This window comes from Blautia hansenii (genome assembly GCF_013304445.1).
Taxonomy (GTDB): Bacteria; Bacillota; Clostridia; order Lachnospirales; family Lachnospiraceae; genus Blautia.
On sequence record NZ_JAAITA010000001.1, the window covers coordinates 19,481 to 39,687 of the forward strand.

A 20,207-nucleotide genomic window follows, 5' to 3' on the forward strand; every position below is an offset into this window, starting at 1 on the left:
TGAGGAAATAGGTGGTTTTACAGGCTGTCCCAGCCTGCGGAGAGGAATCTGGGTAATCACAGGCTCAATCACTTCTTTTAGCACTGCTTTTTTCTGTGACCAGATCACAAAAGTATTGGAAAAGTGTTCCCTATAAGATAGGCATAGCCTTCGGCGTTTTCATGCTGCGGAAAGCAGAGGGAGTACAGCCCCGGTAATGTTTAAACTGCCGGATAAAGTAGCTGATATTTTCAAACCCAGTGTTTAAGGCAATTTCTGTAACCGGCAGGCTGCTCTTTAAAAGCAGGGCAGCCGCCTGGTTGATGCGGTACTCATTCAAATAGGAAAAGGGCGTTTTGCCCACCTTTTCTTTAAAAAATTTGCAGAAATAATTTTTATTCATATGTAAGAGAAGAGAAAGCTGCTCCAGAGTGATTTTTTCCATGTAATGACCCTCTATATAGGAAAAAACAGGTTTCAGGGAGTAGCGGACAAAATCTTCCTGCTCGTAGGCAGCAGGGGATTTTGCCAGAAAAGCCTCATAAGAAAACAGCGTTTCCAATATTTGAAGCAGGGCAATTTTTACAGATAAAGGCCCGGAGAGAGAGTCCGTGTCCCAGGAAGCAAGAGCGGCTTTCTCCATATATTGTCCGAGAGCAGATGTGCAGGAGGCAGGAAGTTTGTCGCCCAGAGGAAACTGCAGCTTGCCGGAAAGAACGGGGGATAAAAATTCATTCTGACAAATGTCGTATCTGGCAAAGCTTAAAAATTCCAGAGGGAACAAAAGTGCATAGTGGTGGGAAATCGGACTGTCCCCAAAAATGCCGTGTACGGTGCCGGGATTGATAAAGTATACATGGCCGGCTTTCAACGGATGGGTATCGGTTTCTGTGTGGAGAAGCAGACTTCCTTCTGTCACATAGAGAAATTCTACTTCATCATGCCAGTGATAGGGAGCAAAATACTGTCCGCAGGTGTCTTTTTGGGAAAAAGCCTGGAAGGGAAAATAGGGGGTGCCGTGGCGTTCCTCTTCCCGAAAGTTAATTTTATTCATAATCAGTTCTGATTCTCCTTGAAAAACCCATATAATTTACAATAAAAAGTGAATATAGTACAAATATAGAATAACATATTGCAAGAAGAAGGAAAAGCCTTTTCGTATACTATAGGTAACAAATAAGAAAACGCAGAGGAAAGAGGAAATAAACGTGGAAAAAGCATGGTGGAAAAAAAGTGTTATTTATCAGATTTACCCCAGAAGTTTTGCAGACAGCAACGGGGACGGAATTGGAGATATTAACGGAATTACCGCACATCTGGATTATTTAAAAGATCTGGGAGTCGATGTCATCTGGCTCTCTCCGGTATACCAGTCCCCCAATGATGACAATGGATACGATATTTCGGATTATCAGGCAATTATGCAGGAATTCGGAACCATGGAAGACTTTGACCGTATGCTGGAGGAAATGCATAAAAGAGGCCTGAAGCTGGTAATGGATTTGGTTGTAAACCACACTTCCGATGAGCATCGCTGGTTTGTGGAAAGCCGCAAGTCAAAGGACAATCCTTACCGGGATTACTATATCTGGAAAGACCCGAAAGACGGTAAAGAACCCAACAACTGGGGAGCTTGCTTCGGCGGTTCTGCCTGGGAATACGATGAGGAAACAGAGATGTATTATCTGCACTGTTTCTCCAAAAAACAGCCGGATTTGAACTGGGAAAATGAGAAGGTGCGCAAGGAAGTTTTTGACATGATGACCTGGTGGTGCGAGAAAGGAGTGGATGGCTTCCGCATGGATGTTATCAGTATGATTTCCAAAGACCCTGCATACCCGGACGGTATTGTACATAATGGTCTGTACGGAGATAACAGCCCCTATGTGTGCAATGGTCCTCGTGTCCATGAATACCTGCAGGAAATGAATCAAAAGGTATTGTCCAAATTTGATTTGATTACAGTCGGTGAGGCGGCAGGCGTAACCGTAGAGGAAGCGAAAAAATATGCCAACCTGGACGGCAGTGAGCTGAATATGGTTTTCCAGTTTGAGCACGTAGACGCTCCAACCGCTGAGCACGGAAAATGGACAGACAAGAGATTTGAATTGAAAAGACTGAGAAGTATTTTAAATAAATGGCAGACCCAGCTGGAAGGAAAAGCATGGAACAGCCTGTATTGGGACAACCATGACCAGCCAAGAGCCGTATCCCGTTTCGGAAACGACGGCCCCATGTACAGAGAGCTTTCCGCCAAGATGCTGGCAACCTGTCTGCACATGCTGAAAGGAACACCTTACATTTACCAGGGTGAGGAAATCGGCATGACCAATGCTTACTTTGACAAGATGGAAGATTACCGGGATATTGAAAGTATCAATACCTATAAAGAATTTACAGAAAACGGTCTGATGAATCCGGAAGAAATGATGAGTGCATTAAAAGCAGTCAGCCGTGATAATGCCAGAACTCCCATGCAGTGGAATACCAGCGCTCATGCAGGTTTTACCACAGGGGAGCCATGGATTAGGGTAAATCCAAACTATCTGCAGATTAATGCAGAAGCAGCTGTGGAGGACAAAAACAGCATTTACTACTATTACCAGAAGCTGATAAAACTGCGTAAAAATTATGAGATTATTATTGACGGTATTTTCGAAGGTCTTTTGGAAGAGGATGAAAATATTTATGCTTATGCCAGAAATCTGGGCAGCCAGCGTCTGGTTGTGGCATGTAACTTCAGCGGAGAGGAAGTTTCCTGTGATTTGTTCGACAGAGCAGAGGAAGGAAAAGAACTGATTTCCAATTACGAGTATCATAAGGACGGTATGTTAAAACCTTATGAAGCCAGAGCGATTCTTTTTGAAAAATAGAACAATTCAACACGAACATGCAGAAAAAACTGCTGCCCCAAGGGAAAACACCATCTGGGCAGCAGTTTTTTTGCTAAAAGTTGACAAAAAAATGCAAAATTTTACATTGATATTGGTAAAAGTGTGGTATAATTGAGACATCGAATACATACTAGGGGGAATTAAAATGGCAAAAGAAATGATTGCAATGCTGCTGGCAGGCGGTCAGGGTTCACGTTTGTATGCACTGACAAAGAAGCTGGCAAAACCGGCAGTTCCTTTTGGCGGAAAATACAGAATTATTGACTTTCCGCTGTCCAACTGTATTAATTCAGGGATTGATACTGTAGGAATTCTGACCCAGTACCAGCCTTTGGTATTGAACGAATATATCGGAAACGGCCAGCCGTGGGATTTGGACCGGCTTCACGGAGGCGTTCATGTACTGCCGCCGTATCAGCAGGCGTCCGGTTCAGACTGGTATAAGGGAACCGCAAATGCGATTTACCAGAATTTATCTTTTATTGAGAGATACGACCCGCAGTACGTCATTATTTTATCCGGAGACCAGATTTGCAAACAGGATTACAGCGACTTCCTCAGATTCCATAAAGAAAAAGGGGCTGAGTTCAGTGTGGCTGTTATGGAAGTGCCGTGGGAAGATGCCTCCCGTTTCGGTTTAATGGTTGCAGATGAAGATGACCGAATTACAGAATTCCAGGAAAAACCCAAAAATCCCAAGTCTAATCTGGCTTCTATGGGGATTTATATCTTTAATTGGGACATTTTGAGAAAATATCTGGAAGAAGACAAGGCAGATCCGGACTCCGAAAATGACTTTGGAAACAACATTATTCCCAATCTGCTTCGCGACAAAAGAAAAATGTATGCCTATCATTTTGACGGTTACTGGAAAGATGTAGGTACCATTTCTTCACTTTGGGAAGCCAATATGGAGGTACTGGACCCGGAGCACAGCGGCATCAACTTATTTGACGATGACTGGAAAATCTACAGCCGCAACAGCGGTATGACCGGACACCGTATCAGTGCAGAGGCTGTAGTGGAAAATTCTATGATTACAGACGGCTGCCGTATCAAAGGTCATGTAAAACACTCCGTTCTGTTTGCAGGCGTGCGCGTGGAAGAGGGCGCTGTGGTAGAAGACGCCGTGGTTATGGGCGGTACGGTAATTCAAGCCGGTGCGGTTGTAAAACATTGTATTGTTGCAGAAAAAGCAGTGATAGGGGAAAAAGCAGTGGTAGGAGGCATGCCTTCAGAAAAAGAGAAGGGCGTTGCTACCGTAGGCCCCGGCATCCACATTGGAAACAATGCCAAAATCGGGCCATGTGCCATGGTCGAGCATGACGTAAAGGACGGTGAAGAACAATGGTAAATTCAAATGCAGATGCTTTGGGAATCATTTTCCCAAACAGTTATGATACACTGGTTCCCGAACTGGTCGGGAAAAGACTGATGGCCTCCATTCCTTTTGCAGGACGTTATCGGATGGTGGACTTTATTTTGTCAAGTATGGTAAACAGCGGTATCGGCAATATTTCCATTGCGGTCCGTCAGAATTATCTTTCTCTCATGGATCATCTGGGGTCCGGAAGAGAATGGGATTTGACCAGGAAAAACGGCGGTTTGAATATTGTTCCTCCTTTTGCAGAAAACGGTGTGAAGCTTTATACCGGACGTGTGGAGGCTATAGCTAATCTTCTGGATTATCTCAGAAGACAGAAAGAAAAATATGTGGTTATGTCGGATAGCAATATTGCAGTGAACTTTGACTTTAAAGCCCTGATGGACGAGCACGCAGACAATCATGCAGACATCACCATGGTTTACGCAGAGGAAGAAATTCCCCAGGGATTTTTAAAACCCCGTATAGCTACAGACGGTATGTATTACACCTTAAATGTAGACGCAGACGGAAGAGTAAGAAAAATCCATATTAATTCCAAAGAGCCCGGGGTACAAAAACTGGCTATGAATATCTATATTATGGAAAGAGAATTTCTGGTGAAACTTTTTGAAATTGCTTTTGCCAGAGGATACTCTTACTTTGAGCGGGATATTTTGGCCCAGCATCTGGATAAAATGCATGTGCAGGCCTATGAATTTTGCGGCTATAAAGCGCGTATTTGCGATATGCAGAGTTATTTCCGGGAAAATATGAAGCTGCTGGATGAGAAAAATCTGGATGGTCTTTTTGCAGGAGACCCGATTTACACCAAGATTCGTGACGACAATCCAACCCGTTACATCAATGGCTCCAAGGCCAGCAATATAATGGCGGCAGACGGCTGTGTGATTGAAGGGGAAGTAGAAAACAGCATCCTCTTTAGAGGAGTCAGAATTGGAAAAGGCGCTGTGGTGAAAAACTGTGTGCTCATGCAGGATACGGTTGTAGAAGATGGTGTGAAAGCAGAGTATGTGATTTCCGATAAAAATGTGAAACTTACTGCAGGAAAAGAAGTGCGGGGGGCAGAGACCTTCCCGGTTTATATTGCCAAGCATCAGGTAGTCTGAAAATAAAAAGCGGCCCCATGAAAGAAGAAAAAATCTTTCATGGGGCATTTTTTTAATTGTCAGACTGCAGAGCGTCATACCCGGTTTCTTTGGTTCGGATTTTCTGTGCCATGCGGATTTCGTAGCTGAAAATCTTTCCATCGCCCACCTGCCCGGTGAAGGCAGCTTTTTGTATGGCTTGTATGGTTTTTGTTTCCCATTCTTCAGAAGATACCACAATTTCAAATTTGATTTTAGGTACCATCTGAATATCCACTTCCATGCCGCGGACATATTGGGTGTAACCCCACTGAGCCCCGCAGCCCATAACCTGGGAAACAGTCATGCCGTTGACTCCGATTTCCTGCAACGCCTGTTTCACGTCTTCAAACTGTTCTTCCCGTATAATGGCTTCTACTTTTATTAACATACGTTTCCTCCTCCTTATTGGTCAAGACCTGTAAAGGTCGGATATGCACTTTCTCCATGCTGGGAAATATCAAGCCCAAGCTGTTCGTCCCGTACAGAAACGCGAAGTTCCGTAAAGATTCTTATGATTCCCGCACAGACAAGTGTGCCAATAACTGCAATGATAATCGTAATGAAAATACCTGCAAGTTGTGCCAGAAAGAGTCTGGTATCACCGAAAAACAAGCCGTCCCATTGGGCTGTGCTGTTAATGGAACTCTGGCCGAACAAACCAGTGGCAAGGCCGCCCCAGATACCGCCGATACCGTGGCATCCAAAGGCATCCAAAGCATCGTCAATTTTCAGTTTTTTCTTTACCAGAGCTACGCCAAAGTAACAGATGGGGCTGACCAAACCGCCAATGAGAAAGGCAGACCAGATGGGAACAAAGCCGGCGCCTGGAGTAATGGCAACCAACCCGATAACCAGACCTGTAGAAGCGCCTACCAGTGTAGGCTTTCTTTCTCGAATCACTTCTATAAGCATCCAGGTCAGCATGGCGCAGGCAGATGACAGGGCCGAAGTCATAAATGCATGTGCGGCAAGACCATTGGCTCCCAGCGCGCTTCCGGCATTGAACCCAAACCAGCCGAACCAGAGAATAGAAGCGCCCAGAAGGACAAAGGGCACATTGTGTACCCGGTAAGTGGTGTGTTCGTATCCGCGGCGCCTGCCAAGGAGAATGGAGAGTACAAGGGCGCTGACTCCGGAACTGATATGTACCACATTGCCTCCTGCAAAGTCTACAGAGCCAAGCTTTGCCAAAATTCCTCCACTGCCCCAGACCATATGAGCCAGGGGATAGTATACCAGCACAGACCAGAAAGCCATAAAGAAAAACAGTGCTTTAAATTTCATGCGCCCGACCAGAGAACCTGTGATTAAGGCAGGGGTAATCATGGCAAACATCATTTGAAAAGCAGCAAAGACCAAATGGGGAATGGTGTCTGCATATGGTCCGGCGTCCATTCCCACATGGCGGAAAGCCAGCCAGCGGAAATCTCCGATAATACCCAAATGGTTTCCGCCAAAGGAAAGCGAATATCCAAAGAGCACCCACATCACAACAGAAAGTCCCATAATAGAAGTACAAGCCATCATGGTACTGCACACATTTTTCCTTCGGACCAGTCCGCCGTAGAAAAAGGCAAGACCCGGTGTCATAAAGAAGACCAATGCAGCGGATAGAATCATAAAACCTGTGTCACCTGTGTTCATAATACATTCCTCCTCAAATAAAAATGGGGCGCTCTGGATTTCTCCAAAGCGCCCTTGCTTTATGACATTATAGTATACACAGAAAAACACGTCTGTCAACTGCTTTTTTAAAGAGATAAAGCGAGATAAGAAAGGAAATCTGCGTGAAAACAGCAGAAAAGAATGGATTTTACCAAGATTTAACATAGCAAAAGGGTGATTTCGTGTACAATAGAAAAAAGAGAAAAACAGAAAAAAATTTTTTTATAGTCAAAAAAATGTAGAATTTCTACAGGGAGGAAAGAACGTGTACCAAAAAGAATCCATGAGTTTTTTAATAGAAGCAAACTATGCGTCCCTGCGGGCATCAGAGAAGAAGGCTGCAGATTATATATTGGAAAATCCGGAGGCGGCAGCAGGAATGGGCTTGTCCTGCCTGGCTCAAAAGGCAGGGGTTAGTCAGCCTACAGTAGTGCGCTTTGCAAAGGCATTGGGGTTTAAAGGGTATAAGGAATTTCAGCACTGTCTGCTGGCACAAAGCCCGGCAGGCAGAGGGAGTACGATTCCTCATGCCATGTACGGATATGAGGTGGCAAGGGAAGAGGAAAGGAGAAATATCCCGGCCGGAATTACAGCTGCCGTAATCGCCATGTTGGAGGAAAATCTGAAATCTTTGTCCGCAGACGCTTATGAAAAAGCAGTGGATAGTCTGCTTCAGGCAGAAAAAATCGAGGTGTACGGTGTGGAAAACTCTCATACAGTATGCAGTGATTTGTGTACCAAGCTGACATATCTGGGATTGAACTGCAGGTGTTTCACAGATACTTATCTGCAGCGTATCAGTGCAGAAAATTTAAAACCTACAGACGCAGCGGTGGGGATTTCTTACAGCGGCAGTTCCAGAGATACCGTAGATACGTTAAAAGCAGCAAAAAAGCAGGGGGCAGTTACCATTGCCCTGACCAATTTCCGGGACTCTCCTTTAAGCAAATATGCAGACTATGTGCTTTGCTCCAGTCAGAAGCAGTTTTTTTACGGAGACGCCATTTTTTCCAGGACGACACAGCTGGCTGTGGTGGATATGCTGTATATGGGAATTCTGGTCAGTGATTATACAAGATTCGCAGGACTTCTGGATAAAAACAGTAAGAAGATAAGTGATCGGGCCTACAGATAAATAAGACGGAAAAATTTTGTAGAATTTCTACAGAGTTTTTCCGTTTTTTCTGTCCTGATTTTATCTTTTCTTTACAAAACTTTGACTTTTTCTTGATAGTTTTTGTCAGAACAACATGTTTATAATGGCGGTGAGTTTTAAAACAGAGCGCAGACAGTAGCGGAAAGGAAAAAAGTAGTATGTTAGAATTAGTGAACATTAAGAAATCTTACGATGGTGTGACAATTTTAAATGATATGAATCTGAGTATTGAAAAAGGAGAAATTGTTTCTATTTTGGGACCTTCCGGCTGCGGAAAAACCACTCTTTTAAATATGATTCTGGGAATTACGGAACCGGACAGTGGAACAATGCTCTTTCAGGGAGAAGACATTACCAGAGTACCTATGGAAAAAAGAGGATTTAACATTGTCTTTCAGGATTATGCCCTTTTTCCAAATCTGAATGTGTACAGGAACATTACTTATGGGCTGCGGAATAAGCCGGATATTTCCACCAGACAGGAAGTGGAGGAACTTATTGACCTGCTGGGGTTAAGAGAACATCTGACAAAGAAAATCGAGCAGCTTTCCGGCGGTCAGAAGCAGAGAGTGGCACTGGCCAGAACCATGGTTATGAAACCGAAAATTCTGCTTTTAGACGAGCCTTTAAGTGCACTGGACGGTGTGATTAAAGAATCCATTAAAGAACGGATTAAGAAAATTGCAAGAGAGTATCAGCTGACTACCATTATTGTTACGCATGACCCGGAGGAAGCACTGACAATTTCCGATAAAGTGCTGATTTTAAACAAGGGAGGAATTGCCCAGTTCGGAACGCCGGATGAGATTGTACACAATCCAAAAGACGATTTTATCCGACAGTTTATTCTCAATCAGCTGGAAATCAAGAGAAACAACATTTACAGTCTGTTCGGATACCGGGAACTTTCCTCCGATAAGACCAGCGTAGCATGTTAGGTCAGGGGAAAGACAGAGATGAAGAAAACAAAAGACCGAGAGATTAAACTGATATTTGCAGCGGTAATACTGCTTTTCGGGGCCTTCCTGGTGCTTCCCGTTTTCCGGCTTCTGGGAAAATCTTTTCTGGGAGATTCCGGAGTTACCACTGCCTTTTACAGAGAAGTATTTGGCTCAAAGGGATTTCTGACAGCCCTGGGGAACAGTTTTCTGGTGGCCTCTCTGGCAGCTCTTTGTACCACGGCCATTGCTTTTTTGCTGGCCTATACCATTCACTATACCAATGTGCCAAAAAAGCTGAAAAAGTTTCTCCGTGCAGCAGCGGTACTTCCTATGCTGCTGCCCACCATTACTTATGGTTTTGCGATTTTGTATTCCTTTGGAAAAGAAGGGCTTTTGACAAAAATTTTTGGAAAACAGCTTTTCCAGATTTACGGCATGAATGGTCTTCTTCTGGGGTATGTGATTTACACTCTGCCTGTGTCCTTTATGCTGCTGTATAATGCCATGTCCTATATTGACAAGAAATATATGGTAGTTTCCAGAGTTATGGGGGATAATGCCCTGTCTACATTCTGGATAACCATTATCCGGCCTCTGTTGGGAACGCTGGCAGCCTCTTTTGTACAGTCTTTTTTCTTAAGCTTTACGGATTTTGGTATTCCTGCGGCTGTAGGAGGGGAATTTGAGGTGCTGGCCGGCGTACTTTATGACCGGATGTTGGGAAGTGTACCCAATTTTCATAACGGCGCAGTGGTTGCAGTGGTAATGCTCATTCCTTCTGTTGTCAGCATTGCCCTTCTTCATTACCTGGAGAAATATAATGTGCGCTACAACAAGATTTCCAATATTGAAATCCGGAAAAACAGGGGCAGAGATATCGTTTGCACAGGTCTGGGCAGTTTTATCTGTCTGGGGGTTTTGATGATTTTCCTCGTTATTTTTGTAGTGCCTTTTGTAAAGCAGTGGCCTTATGAATTGGGATTTACTCTGGAGAATGTAAAAAATGTGTTTGGAGATTCTGAACTTTTGAACGTGTATCTGAATTCTCTTTACACCGCTTTTTTTACCGCAGTGTTTGGAACGCTGACTGCATATGGAAGTGCTCTGGTGACAGCCAGAAGCAAGGTGTCCAGGGCGCTGAAAAATGTCATTGAGGGAATTGCGCTGGTGACGAATACCATTCCGGGAATGGTGCTTGGTCTTGCCTTTCTCTTTGCCTTTTCGGGAACCGGACTGCAGAGCACTTTTGCGATTCTGGTACTGTGCAATGTGATTCACTTTTTTTCAACTCCGTATCTTATGATGAAGGAATCCCTGGCAAAGATGAATGCCTCCTGGGAAACTACTGCCATGCTTATGGGAGACAACTGGCTGAAAACCATTGTGCGGATTGTGACGCCCAATGCTCTTTCCACCATTATTGAGGTGTTCAGCTATTATTTTATCAATGCAATGGTAACCATCAGTGCTGTGATTTTCCTGGCAGGGGCCAGAACCATGGTGATTACCACGAAAATCAAGCAGCTGCAGTATTATAACAAATACAATGAAATTTTTGTATTGTCCATATTGCTGCTGGCTACCAATCTGGTGTGCAAGCTTATATTCCAACATCTGGCCAGACGGGAGCGGAAGACGGATAAAGCAGGAGTCCGCATTGCCAGAAGAGCGGCAGCAGCAGGACTGGCCCTGGTGCTGGTATTTTCCGGAGTATCTTTGGTAAGCGGGGGCAGAAACAGCGACCTGGTTGTGATTTATTCCAATGCGGATGATGAGGCCGTTACGGCTATGAAAAATACCCTGGACGAAAACGGATATCAGGGAAAATACATTCTGCAGTCTTTTGGTACTTCCGAACTGGGAGGAAAACTGCTGGCAGAAGGAGAAAATATGGAAGCAGATATGATTACCATGAGTACCTTTTACATTGACAGCGCCCAGGAACAGCACCCTATGTTTTCTGATCTGGATTTTGGGAAACAGACATTGTCGGACGTTTCTGCCTGGTGTCAGCCCATTACCGCCCAGGAGGGCGCTATTCTTATCAATACCCGGGTGCTGCTGGAGGCAGGTCTTCCCATGCCAAACTCTCTGAAAGATTTAGCAGACCCTGTGTACCGGGATATGATTTCTGTAACCGATTTATCCTCCTCTTCTACGGCCTGGCTTATGGTACAGGCTTTGGTAGATGCCTATGGAGAAGACGGCGCCGAAGAAGTGCTGACAAAAATTTACGAAAATGCAGGACCGCACATAGAAGATTCCGGTTCCGGCCCCCTTAAGAAAGTCCGGGCAGGAGAAGTGGCGGTGGGATTTGGCCTGCGTCATCAGGCTGTGGCAGACAAGGAAGAAGGGCTGCCGGTGGACTATGTAGACCCGCAAGAGGGAAACTTTTCTCTCACGGAATCGGTGGCTGTTTTGGACAGAGAAACACCGAGAAAGAAACTGGCTATGGAAATGGCACAGTGCATAATCGAAAAAGGCAGAACTAAACTGCAGAAAACCTATCCCCTTGCCGTATATGAGGGAGAAGTTGAGGACGCCGCAAATCAATCGGCCTACCCGAAAGTATTTCCGGAGCCATTGACTGTGGACCTGTTGGAACAACATCAGAAATTATCAGAAAGATGTAAATAAAAAAGGATATAGAAAGAGATAAAAGGAGAAAAAGAATCATGAAAAATTATAAATTATTAACACCGGGACCGCTGACCACCACAGAAACTGTGAGAAAAGAAATGATGTTTGACCATTGTACCTGGGATGATGATTATAAAGCCATTACCCTGAAAATCAGAAGACAGCTTCTGGAGCTGGCTCATGTGACAGATGAGGACTACACCGTGGTATTGATGCAGGGAAGCGGAACTTTTGGTGTGGAGTCTGTGCTTACCAGTGTTATGGGTGAGCAGGAGAAACTGCTGATTGTGGCAAATGGCGCCTATGGAGAGCGTATGGAAGATATCGCTGAGCATGCTCAGATTTCCTATGTGATGTACCGCGAGGTATATAATAAGATTCCAAGCGCTGCAAAAATAGCGGAAATTCTGGAAAAAGACCCGGATATTACCCATGTTTCCATGGTACACAGTGAAACGACCTCCGGGATTCTGAACGATATTGAAGCAGTGGGAAAGGTTGTGAAAGAAAAGGGACGTACGTTTATTGTAGATGCCATGAGCAGTTTTGGCGGTGTGGATATTCCGGTTCAAGACTGGGGCATTGATTTTCTGGTGAGCAGCGCCAACAAGTGTATTCAGGGCGTACCGGGATTCTCCTTTATCATTGCCCGCAAGCAGAAGTTAATAGAAAGTGAGGGCAAAGCCAGAAGTCTTTCTCTGGATTTGTATGATCAGTGGAAAACTATGAATAAGGATGGAAAGTGGAGATTTACCTCCCCTACCCATGTGGTGCTGGCTTTCTCAAAAGCCTTAGATGAAATTCTGGAAGAGGGTGGAATCGCAGCCAGAAGCAAACGGTATTCTGACAACAACCGGCTGCTGATTCAGCGCATGAAAGAAATGGGCATGGAAACTTATATTGAAGACGAACATCAGGGACCGATTATTACTACTTTTTTGTATCCGAAGAATCACGCTTTTGCTTTTCAGGAGATGTACGAGTATATCAAAGAGAGAGGTTATGCTATTTATCCGGGAAAGGTCACAGAGGCAGATACTTTCCGCATTGGAAATATCGGGGAAATTTACGAAGAGGATATTGAAAAAGTATGCAGCATTATGAAAGACTTTCTGGAGGGCAGATAAAATGGGAAAAATAGAAGCGGTAATTTTTGACTGGGCAGGAACTACGGTAGACTTTGGATGTTTTGCACCGGTGCAGGCTTTTGTGGAAGTCTTTAAACACTTCGGTATTGAACCGACTATGGAGGAAGTGCGGAAACCCATGGGAATGCTGAAAAGAGATCACATTAAAACCATGCTTTCCATGGAACGAATTCACAGGCTTTGGTTGGAAAAATACGGGCATGAAGTGACAGAAGAAGACATTGACAGCCTTTATGGACTTTTTGAGGAAAAACTTCTGGGGATTCTGGACCAATTTGCAGAACCCAAGCCATATGTGCTGGAAACGGTGAAAAAACTTCGGGAAATGGGAGTGAAAATCGGTTCGACCACCGGATACACGGATAAGATGATGGAAATTGTCACAAGAGAAGCGAAAAATGCGGGATATGAACCGGATGCCTGGTTCAGCCCGGACTCTGTGGGGCATGCGGGACGTCCATATCCCTTTATGATATTTAAAAATATGGAAGTGTTAAAGTGCAGTTCTGCGGCAGGTGTCGTGAAGGTGGGAGATACGGTATCCGATATCAAAGAGGGAAAACATGCCGGCGTGCTTTCTGTAGGTGTTCTGGAAGGCAGTTCAGAGATGGGTCTGACAGAAGAAGAATACGAAAAATTTTCCAAAGAAGAGAAGATTATGCAGTGTGCGAAAGTGGAAAGAATCTATCGGGAGGCCGGGGCAGATTATGTGATTCGCAATCTGGCAGAACTGCCGGAATTGATTACGCGTCTGTCATAAGAGTCGTTGAAAGAATATTTAACAGAAAAGTTCTTTTTCCTGTTTTTCTTTTTGTGCATTTTGTGGTAAAATAAAGAAAATTTACAGTGAGAAGCCAAGGAGGAAGAACTATGGCATTTTATTATGAAGAACCGTCAAGAACCTTTAGCGAGTATCTTCTGGTACCGGGATACTCTTCATCAGCCTGCATTCCGTCAAAGGTAAGCCTGAAAACACCTCTGATAAAGTTTAAAAAAGGGGAAGAACCGGCATTGTCCGTTAACATTCCTATGGTATCTGCCATTATGCAGTCTGTTTCGGATGATAATCTGGCTATTGCATTGGCCCAGGAGGGCGGTATGTCCTTTATCTATGGTTCCCAGCCCATAGAAAAGCAGGCAGAGATGATTCGGAAAGTGAAACGCTACCGGGCCGGTTTTGTGGTGAGTGACTCCAATGTATCTCCGGAAATGACGCTGCAGAACGTGTTGGATATTACAGAGAAAACCGGACATTCTACTGTAGCGGTTACAGAAAACGGTCAGGCAAACGGAAAGCTGCTGGGGATTGTAACGAATAAGGACTACCGTATCAGCAGAATGTCGCCGGATACAAAAGTGTCAGAATTTATGACAAAGCTGGAAAGTCTGGTATATGCAGGAGAGGAGACCACCTTAAAAGCGGCCAATGACATAATCTGGGAGCATAAAATTAACTGTCTGCCTCTGGTAAATAAAAATCAGGAACTGGTGTATCTGGTATTCCGAAAAGATTATGATACCCACAAGAAAAACGAGAATGAATTGATTGACAGTTCCAAGCGGTACATGGTGGGTGCGGGAATTAACACCAGGGATTACCGGGAACGGGTTCCGGCGCTTTTGGAAGCCGGGGCAGATGCGCTGTGTATTGACAGTTCCGAAGGCTTTTCGGAGTGGCAGAAGCTGACCATAGACTATATCCGGGAAAACTACGGAGATACAGTAAAAGTAGGTGCCGGAAATGTCGTAGACGGAGAAGGTTTCCGTTTTCTGGCAGAGGCCGGAGCAGATTTTGTAAAGGTAGGTATCGGCGGCGGCGCTATCTGTATTACCCGTGAGCAGAAGGGAATCGGAAGAGGACAGGCTACCGCCCTCATTGATGTAGCCAAAGCCAGGGATGCATATTATAAGGAGACGGGAATCTATGTGCCGATTTGCTCGGACGGCGGTATTGTCCATGATTACCACATTACCCTTGCACTGGCTATGGGGGCGGATTTCATTATGCTGGGAAGATATTTTGCCAGATTTGATGAAAGTCCTACGAAAAAGGTGAACATTAACGGAAGCTATATGAAAGAGTACTGGGGTGAGGGAAGTGCAAGAGCCAGAAACTGGCAGCGGTATGATATGGGAGGAGATAAGAAGCTGTCCTTTGAGGAAGGGGTGGATTCGCTGGTGCCCTATGCGGGAAGTTTGAAGGACAATGTGGGGCTGACGCTCAGCAAAGTGCGCTCTACCATGTGCAACTGCGGGGCGCTGACCATACCGGAATTGCAGGAAAAGGCAAAAATCACACTGGTTTCCGCTACCAGTATTGTAGAAGGCGGGGCGCATGATGTACTTTTGCGGGATAAGAGATAGGGATTGAAGATGAGAAAACCACCTTGCTGGGTGAATGCAGGGTGGTTTTGTTGAACTGTCTAAATAGGCAGAGCAGTGCGGCAGGGTAAGGAATTTGCCTTATCCTAAAGCGGTATACAGCATAAGCCCTGCCAGCGCAATTCCTGCAATTCCATATATCATGTTTATCACCATGCAAATCTGCATATATACGGTTCTTACTTTTCCTTTTGTATACCCTACAAGAGAAAATACAGCCCCGCCTATCATAAGAACAAGGTAAACGGAAATACATGTTCTTTTCATAGGTCTTATCTCCTTTCATATCTGCCGAAGGTTATACAGGAAACGGCGAGAAAAACAAGTGTCATACCGATGGATACAGGAATCCAGGGGATGGGGTCCATAACAAAGCTGCGGAAACTGTTTTCCATAGTACCACGGAGTATCATCAGGGTATAGATGGGATAAGATACCGGATAAGCAAACCAGACTTTGGTGTTGATGAGCAGCATGGAAGGCACAATGGAGGCCAGTCCTGCACCAATAGAAAACACCGGGGTATGGATACATACCGCAAGCATCCAGTAAAGGGCAGCCATGGGAATGGCAGAAAGGTACAAAAGACAGCTTTCTTTCAGTACCAGAGATACCGGCAGAACCATGGAATAATTCTGCATATGGGAAACAATCATGGCTGTGGGAAAATAGGCAGCCCCCATGAGCAGAAGCTGAAAAGCAGCCAGAAGCAGCAGGATGGTAAACTTAGCCAGACAGAAAAGCTGCGGGTTTACCGGAAGAGACAGCATTTTTTGAAGTCCTTTGTTGGTGCGCTCAGACTGGGTAAGCAGTACGGTGCAGACGACAAGGGAAGCCGGGAACATAAACCAGGTAAAGCCCAGGTAGCTTTGGATGAAGAAGTTGTTTTCCGGGGAAATTCCGGTTGCTTCAAAGTTTATATCTGCGTTTAAGAAGCTGGGTATCCATAAAAGGATAACAGGCGCCAGGAGAATCCAGAAAATATGAGAACGGCGCAGTTTGGTTAGTTCTGTTTTAACAAGCTGAATATAAGTCATGATAATTTCCTCCGAAGTTTTTGCAATAAAATTTCTACGAACATCAGTACCAAAATTTCTGCCAGACAGATACACAGGGAAAGAAGCAGCGTTTCTTTGTCCTGTATATCAAAGAAACGCCAAAAGGGCAGGACAAAGGGAAAATACCCGAGGATGGCGGTATCTGTGGGAATCATGGTGGATACAAAGATACAGATAACACCCACACCCAGTGTGACCCACATATTCTCAAAAGAAAGAGCAATCAGCATCATCAGGAGAGCAGCAGGCACCAGCAGGAAAAAAGCATAGCCTGTATGCTGCGCCAGATGAAGAGGTAGCATTTCTTCGCTGGGAAACCAGTGTACGGCGCAAAATCCCAGACAGCAGCTTTCCAGTAGGACAGCAGCGGCCAGCCCCAAAAGGAGCAGCAGGGTTTTGTGAAAAAACAGCAGATCCTGGCTTACTGGCAGGGTGTTCATTTTTTTAATGCCGCTGCCGGAAAATTCTGTGTGGTAAAGAATACAGGCGCCAAGCACCGTCAACAGCAGATTCACCATGGAAAGCATCTGTCCGTTGGCATTTAGGAGAATTTCCGTGGCAGGCAGCTCCTGCTGCACAAAGAGTTCTGGCCGGAGAGCCGTATTTGCCAGGGGAAAGGCGCAGGCAAACAGACTGCCCAGAAAAATGGTGGGGAGAAAGCCTGTGCGCTTCAGTTTTTTCATTTCCAGAGTCAGTATCATTTTCGTCCACCTCTTTTCAGATTGTCTTCTCCAATCATGGACAGGAAGACCTCTTCCAGATTTTCTGAAGGATAGCCAAGCTCGTGGGCATGGGTTTTCAGTTCCGTCAGTGTTCCCTCAAAGAGCAGTCTGCCGTGGTTTAAAATACCGATGTCATCAGCCATTAGCTCTATTTCCGAAAGCAGATGAGAAGATACCAACACAGTGCAGTTGTATTTTTCCGGGAGGGAACGAATCAGGGTGCGGATTTCGTGAATCCCCGCCGGATCCAGACCATTGGTTGGCTCATCCAGAATCAGCACAGGAGGATGTCCCATCAGCGCTCCCGCAAGTCCCAGACGCTGTTTCATGCCCAGAGAATATTTGGATACCGGGCGTCTGCGGTGTTCGTAAAGTCCGGTTAATTCCAGAACCTCTTTGACACTGCTTTTGGGCAGCTTTAAAATCTGCTGTATAATCTGCAGATTTTCTTCGCCTGTAAGATTTCCATAGTAGGCGGGGGATTCAATAAAGGAACCGGTTTCCCGCAAGATTTCCCTCCGGTCTTTGGGATACGTCTTTCCGTTTACGGAAAAACTGCCGCTGGTAGGGGCGGTCAGTCCCAGAAACATTTTCATGGTCGTGGATTTTCCGGCGCCGTTTGGCCCCAGAAAGCCATAGATTCTTCCTTTCTGAATGTGCAGGTTTATCTTGTTTACAGCTGTAAAATCTTTGTATCGTTTGGTGAGATTGTGTGTTTCGATTATGGTATTCATATTGTGAAAACTCCTTTCCTGTTTCTGGTCTTTACTATAAACCCGCCGTCTTACGGGAACCTTCCCGCAACCTTACAATTACCTTACATTTTTAAATATGGTCTGTTGCAAAAGCAAAGCCGTGCTATAATTTTAGAAAGAAATAAGAAAAGGAGAAAGCCATGAAACAGGATTATCTAAAGAAGAAAAAAATATTGCTGGTGGATGATGAACAGGAAATTTTGTATATGGTACAGGGGATTTTGGCTCATGAAGGATATTTGAATACAAGAACGGCCGGGACGGTAAGGGAAGCTATGGCGGCATGGAAGGAATGGAAACCGGAACTGGTGCTTTTAGATGTTATGCTGCCGGACGGAGATGGATTTGAATTTTTGGAAGCAGCCAGGGCGTTTTCAGACATTCCGGTGCTGTTTCTGAGTGCCAGAGGAGAAGATGAGGACAGGTTTCGGGGACTGGGGCTGGGGGCAGATGATTATCTGGTCAAACCCTTTCTTCCAAAAGAATTGCTTCTTCGCATGACCGGTATTTTGCGGAGATGTTATAAGGAAGAAGAAAAAGAGGATTTACTTCGTCTTGCTGCCTGTGCTCTTGATTTTCAGCGGGCGGAAGTGGTGAAAGGCGAGCATCGGATTGCTCTTACTGCAAAGGAATACGCGCTTTTGCAGGTGCTGGCCCGCAATGCGGGAAGAATCGTAACCATTGATATGCTTTGTGAAGCCGTATGGGGAGACAATCCTTTTGGCTATGAAAATTCCCTGATGGCCCACATTCGCCGGATTCGGGAGAAAATAGAGGAAAACCCCTCAAAACCCGTTTCTTTGATTACGATAAAAGGGCTGGGATATAAGCTGAAAGTAAAGGAGTAGGAGATGAACAGTGTACTGAAACTTATCCGGAGATTTTTCGGAATCCTGGTTCTTTCCCTGGTATTTGGAATTGTGCTGAATGTGGGGCTTTGGATTGCTTACATTTCGAAAAACCAGAACAGCATTTTGAATGGAGAAAAAGGACCGTGGAGCAGGGCGGAAATGATATCTGCAGAATTGCAGCAGGAAGGGGAGAACTATGTTCTTTCTGAAAACGGCCTTCAGCTTCTAAAGGAAGCGGGAGCCTGGGTACAGCTTATAGAAAATGGCAGCGGAAAGGTTGTCTGGAGCAGTGCAAACCTTCCGCAAGAGATTCCCGATGCATACACTTACGCGGAAATGGCTTCGGCGGTACGGGGATATGTAAAAGATTATCCTACAGTCAGTGTAGGGAAGGGAGCCGATGTACTGCTGATAGGGTATCCAAAGAATGCATATTGGAAACATATGTCCCCTATGTTTGATTACCAGATAATCGCCAGATTTCCCACATTTCTTTTACTGTTTTGTGCAGGAAATCTGTTGTTTGTTATTTTGGTATATGCAGTTTCCGTCTCTGGTGTTTTAAAGGCAGTTAAGCCTATTATAGAGGGAATCCGTCAGCTGCCGGAAAATCATCAGGTCTATGTAAAGGAAACCGGGCTGCTTTCCCAGATAGCCGTGTCCATTAACCAGGCGGCAGGGCAGCTTCGTTCCCAGGAATATGTGCTAAAGAAGAAGGAAACCGCCAGGGCCAACTGGATTGCAGGAGTTTCCCATGATATCCGCACCCCGCTGTCTATGGTTATGGGGTATGCGGGACAGTTGGAGGAAGATGAGGAACTTTCAAAAGAAAACAAAAGAAAAGCCCATGTCATACGGCTTCAGAGCCTGCGCATGAAAAATCTGATAAATGATTTAAACCTGGCATCCAAACTGGAATATCAGGTACAGCCTCTCCATTCCGGCAAAATCAACGCAGTGGCATTTTTAAGAAAAATGGCAGTGGATTTTCTGAATCTGGATGGAGAGGATAAATATCCTGTGGAGTGGGCCACAAAAGAGCAAGTGTCGGCAGTTTTTATCCGGGGAGATGAGGAACTTCTAAAGCGGGCAGTTTCCAACCTGATATGCAATGCCCAGGTGCACAATCCAAAGGGCTGTATCATTACTCTGGAAGTGAAGCAAATCCAGGAAATGTGCTGTCTTGCAGTCTCGGATGACGGAGTGGGTGTCACAGAGGAAGTTTTGTCCGCGATTCAGAAGAAGCCTCATTATATGGTGTGTGACAGTCAGGTGAAAGAGCAGAGCCACGGCCTGGGGCTTTTGATTGTCCGGCAGATTGCCCAGGCACACGGAGGAAGGGTAGAACTTTCCCATGCACCCCAGGGAGGATTTCGGGCAGAAATTTTCCTGCCCCTTCTTCCCGAAAAAGAATCATGAATTCTAACATTTTTGCAAGATTGCTCCAAAGGGTAGGAAGAAGAGAGAAAAACGTGTAAGATAGGAGACAGAATATAGAACAG

The 20,207-nt window shown here is 45.1% G+C and carries 18 protein-coding genes; 11 read left to right on the forward strand and 7 right to left on the reverse strand.

The window, feature by feature from the left end; translation table 11 throughout:
* Positions 1–130: 130 nt before the first annotated feature.
* Positions 131–1,033 carry an AraC family transcriptional regulator gene (locus G5A70_RS00125; protein ID WP_173747101.1) on the reverse strand — a complete coding sequence of 301 codons (903 nt, stop codon included), beginning with the start codon at positions 1,031–1,033 and terminating at the stop codon, positions 131–133.
* 154 nt (positions 1,034–1,187) lie between these two features.
* On the opposite strand from G5A70_RS00125, the gene G5A70_RS00130 reads away from it, so the two are divergent.
* From G5A70_RS00130 to glgD, 3 genes are all read left to right on the forward strand, one after another.
* On the forward strand, positions 1,188–2,852 hold the full coding sequence (locus G5A70_RS00130; RefSeq protein WP_173747102.1) for a glycoside hydrolase family 13 protein: 1,665 nt from the start codon (positions 1,188–1,190) through the stop codon (positions 2,850–2,852).
* 166 nt (positions 2,853–3,018) lie between these two features.
* A complete protein-coding gene (locus tag G5A70_RS00135; RefSeq protein WP_173747103.1) occupies positions 3,019–4,227 on the forward strand; it encodes a glucose-1-phosphate adenylyltransferase in 1,209 nt (402 codons plus the stop codon).
* Positions 4,221–5,366: a glucose-1-phosphate adenylyltransferase subunit GlgD gene (gene glgD, locus G5A70_RS00140; protein WP_173747104.1), complete on the forward strand. Its 1,146-nt coding sequence runs from the start codon at positions 4,221–4,223 to the stop codon at positions 5,364–5,366. Before G5A70_RS00135 ends, glgD begins: the two co-directional genes overlap by 7 nt.
* A 52-nt stretch (positions 5,367–5,418) precedes the next feature.
* On the opposite strand, the gene G5A70_RS00145 is transcribed toward glgD, so the two are convergent.
* On the reverse strand, positions 5,419–5,775 hold the full coding sequence (locus G5A70_RS00145) for a P-II family nitrogen regulator (protein ID WP_173747105.1): 357 nt from the start codon (positions 5,773–5,775) through the stop codon (positions 5,419–5,421).
* A 14-nt stretch (positions 5,776–5,789) separates the two neighbouring features.
* A complete protein-coding gene (locus G5A70_RS00150) occupies positions 5,790–7,031 on the reverse strand; it encodes an ammonium transporter (RefSeq protein WP_173747106.1) in 1,242 nt (413 codons plus the stop codon).
* A gap of 286 nt (positions 7,032–7,317) precedes the next feature.
* Here G5A70_RS00150 and G5A70_RS00155 point away from each other — a divergent pair, with 286 nt between their 5' ends.
* From G5A70_RS00155 to G5A70_RS00180, 6 genes are all read left to right on the forward strand, one after another.
* The gene (locus tag G5A70_RS00155) at positions 7,318–8,187 is read left to right on the forward strand and encodes a MurR/RpiR family transcriptional regulator (protein ID WP_173747107.1); all 870 of its coding nucleotides are present in this window, start codon (positions 7,318–7,320) and stop codon (positions 8,185–8,187) included.
* 179 nt (positions 8,188–8,366) lie between these two features.
* Positions 8,367–9,146 (forward strand): ABC transporter ATP-binding protein, encoded by a 780-nt coding sequence (locus G5A70_RS00160; protein ID WP_173747108.1) that lies wholly within the window; start codon positions 8,367–8,369, stop codon positions 9,144–9,146.
* Positions 9,147–9,164: 18 nt separating this feature from the next.
* Positions 9,165–11,786: an ABC transporter permease subunit gene (locus tag G5A70_RS00165; protein WP_173747109.1), complete on the forward strand. Its 2,622-nt coding sequence runs from the start codon at positions 9,165–9,167 to the stop codon at positions 11,784–11,786.
* A 38-nt stretch (positions 11,787–11,824) separates the two neighbouring features.
* Positions 11,825–12,916 (forward strand): 2-aminoethylphosphonate--pyruvate transaminase, encoded by a 1,092-nt coding sequence (locus G5A70_RS00170; protein ID WP_173747110.1) that lies wholly within the window; start codon positions 11,825–11,827, stop codon positions 12,914–12,916.
* Between the two features lies 1 nt (position 12,917).
* Positions 12,918–13,697 (forward strand): phosphonoacetaldehyde hydrolase, encoded by a 780-nt coding sequence (gene phnX / locus G5A70_RS00175; RefSeq protein ID WP_173747111.1) that lies wholly within the window; start codon positions 12,918–12,920, stop codon positions 13,695–13,697.
* Between the two features lie 110 nt (positions 13,698–13,807).
* Positions 13,808–15,301: an IMP dehydrogenase gene (locus G5A70_RS00180; protein ID WP_173747112.1), complete on the forward strand. Its 1,494-nt coding sequence runs from the start codon at positions 13,808–13,810 to the stop codon at positions 15,299–15,301.
* A gap of 99 nt (positions 15,302–15,400) precedes the next feature.
* On the opposite strand, the gene G5A70_RS00185 is transcribed toward G5A70_RS00180, so the two are convergent.
* The 4 genes from G5A70_RS00185 to G5A70_RS00200 are packed head-to-tail and all read right to left on the reverse strand — an operon-like array spanning position 15,401 to position 17,833.
* The gene (locus G5A70_RS00185; RefSeq protein ID WP_173747113.1) at positions 15,401–15,586 is read right to left on the reverse strand and encodes a hypothetical protein; all 186 of its coding nucleotides are present in this window, start codon (positions 15,584–15,586) and stop codon (positions 15,401–15,403) included.
* A gap of 5 nt (positions 15,587–15,591) precedes the next feature.
* Positions 15,592–16,356: an ABC transporter permease gene (locus tag G5A70_RS00190; protein ID WP_173747114.1), complete on the reverse strand. Its 765-nt coding sequence runs from the start codon at positions 16,354–16,356 to the stop codon at positions 15,592–15,594.
* A complete protein-coding gene (locus G5A70_RS00195) occupies positions 16,353–17,078 on the reverse strand; it encodes an ABC transporter permease (RefSeq protein WP_173747115.1) in 726 nt (241 codons plus the stop codon). The genes G5A70_RS00190 and G5A70_RS00195 overlap by 4 nt, the downstream gene beginning before the upstream one ends.
* Positions 17,075–17,833 (reverse strand): ABC transporter ATP-binding protein, encoded by a 759-nt coding sequence (locus G5A70_RS00200; protein WP_173747116.1) that lies wholly within the window; start codon positions 17,831–17,833, stop codon positions 17,075–17,077. Before G5A70_RS00200 ends, G5A70_RS00195 begins: the two co-directional genes overlap by 4 nt.
* A gap of 161 nt (positions 17,834–17,994) precedes the next feature.
* On the opposite strand from G5A70_RS00200, the gene G5A70_RS00205 reads away from it, so the two are divergent.
* The gene (locus G5A70_RS00205; RefSeq protein ID WP_173747117.1) at positions 17,995–18,702 is read left to right on the forward strand and encodes a response regulator transcription factor; all 708 of its coding nucleotides are present in this window, start codon (positions 17,995–17,997) and stop codon (positions 18,700–18,702) included.
* Positions 18,703–18,705: 3 nt separating this feature from the next.
* Positions 18,706–20,124, forward strand: a complete 1,419-nt coding sequence (locus G5A70_RS00210) for a sensor histidine kinase (protein ID WP_173747118.1) — start codon at positions 18,706–18,708, stop codon at positions 20,122–20,124.
* Positions 20,125–20,207 lie beyond the last annotated feature (83 nt).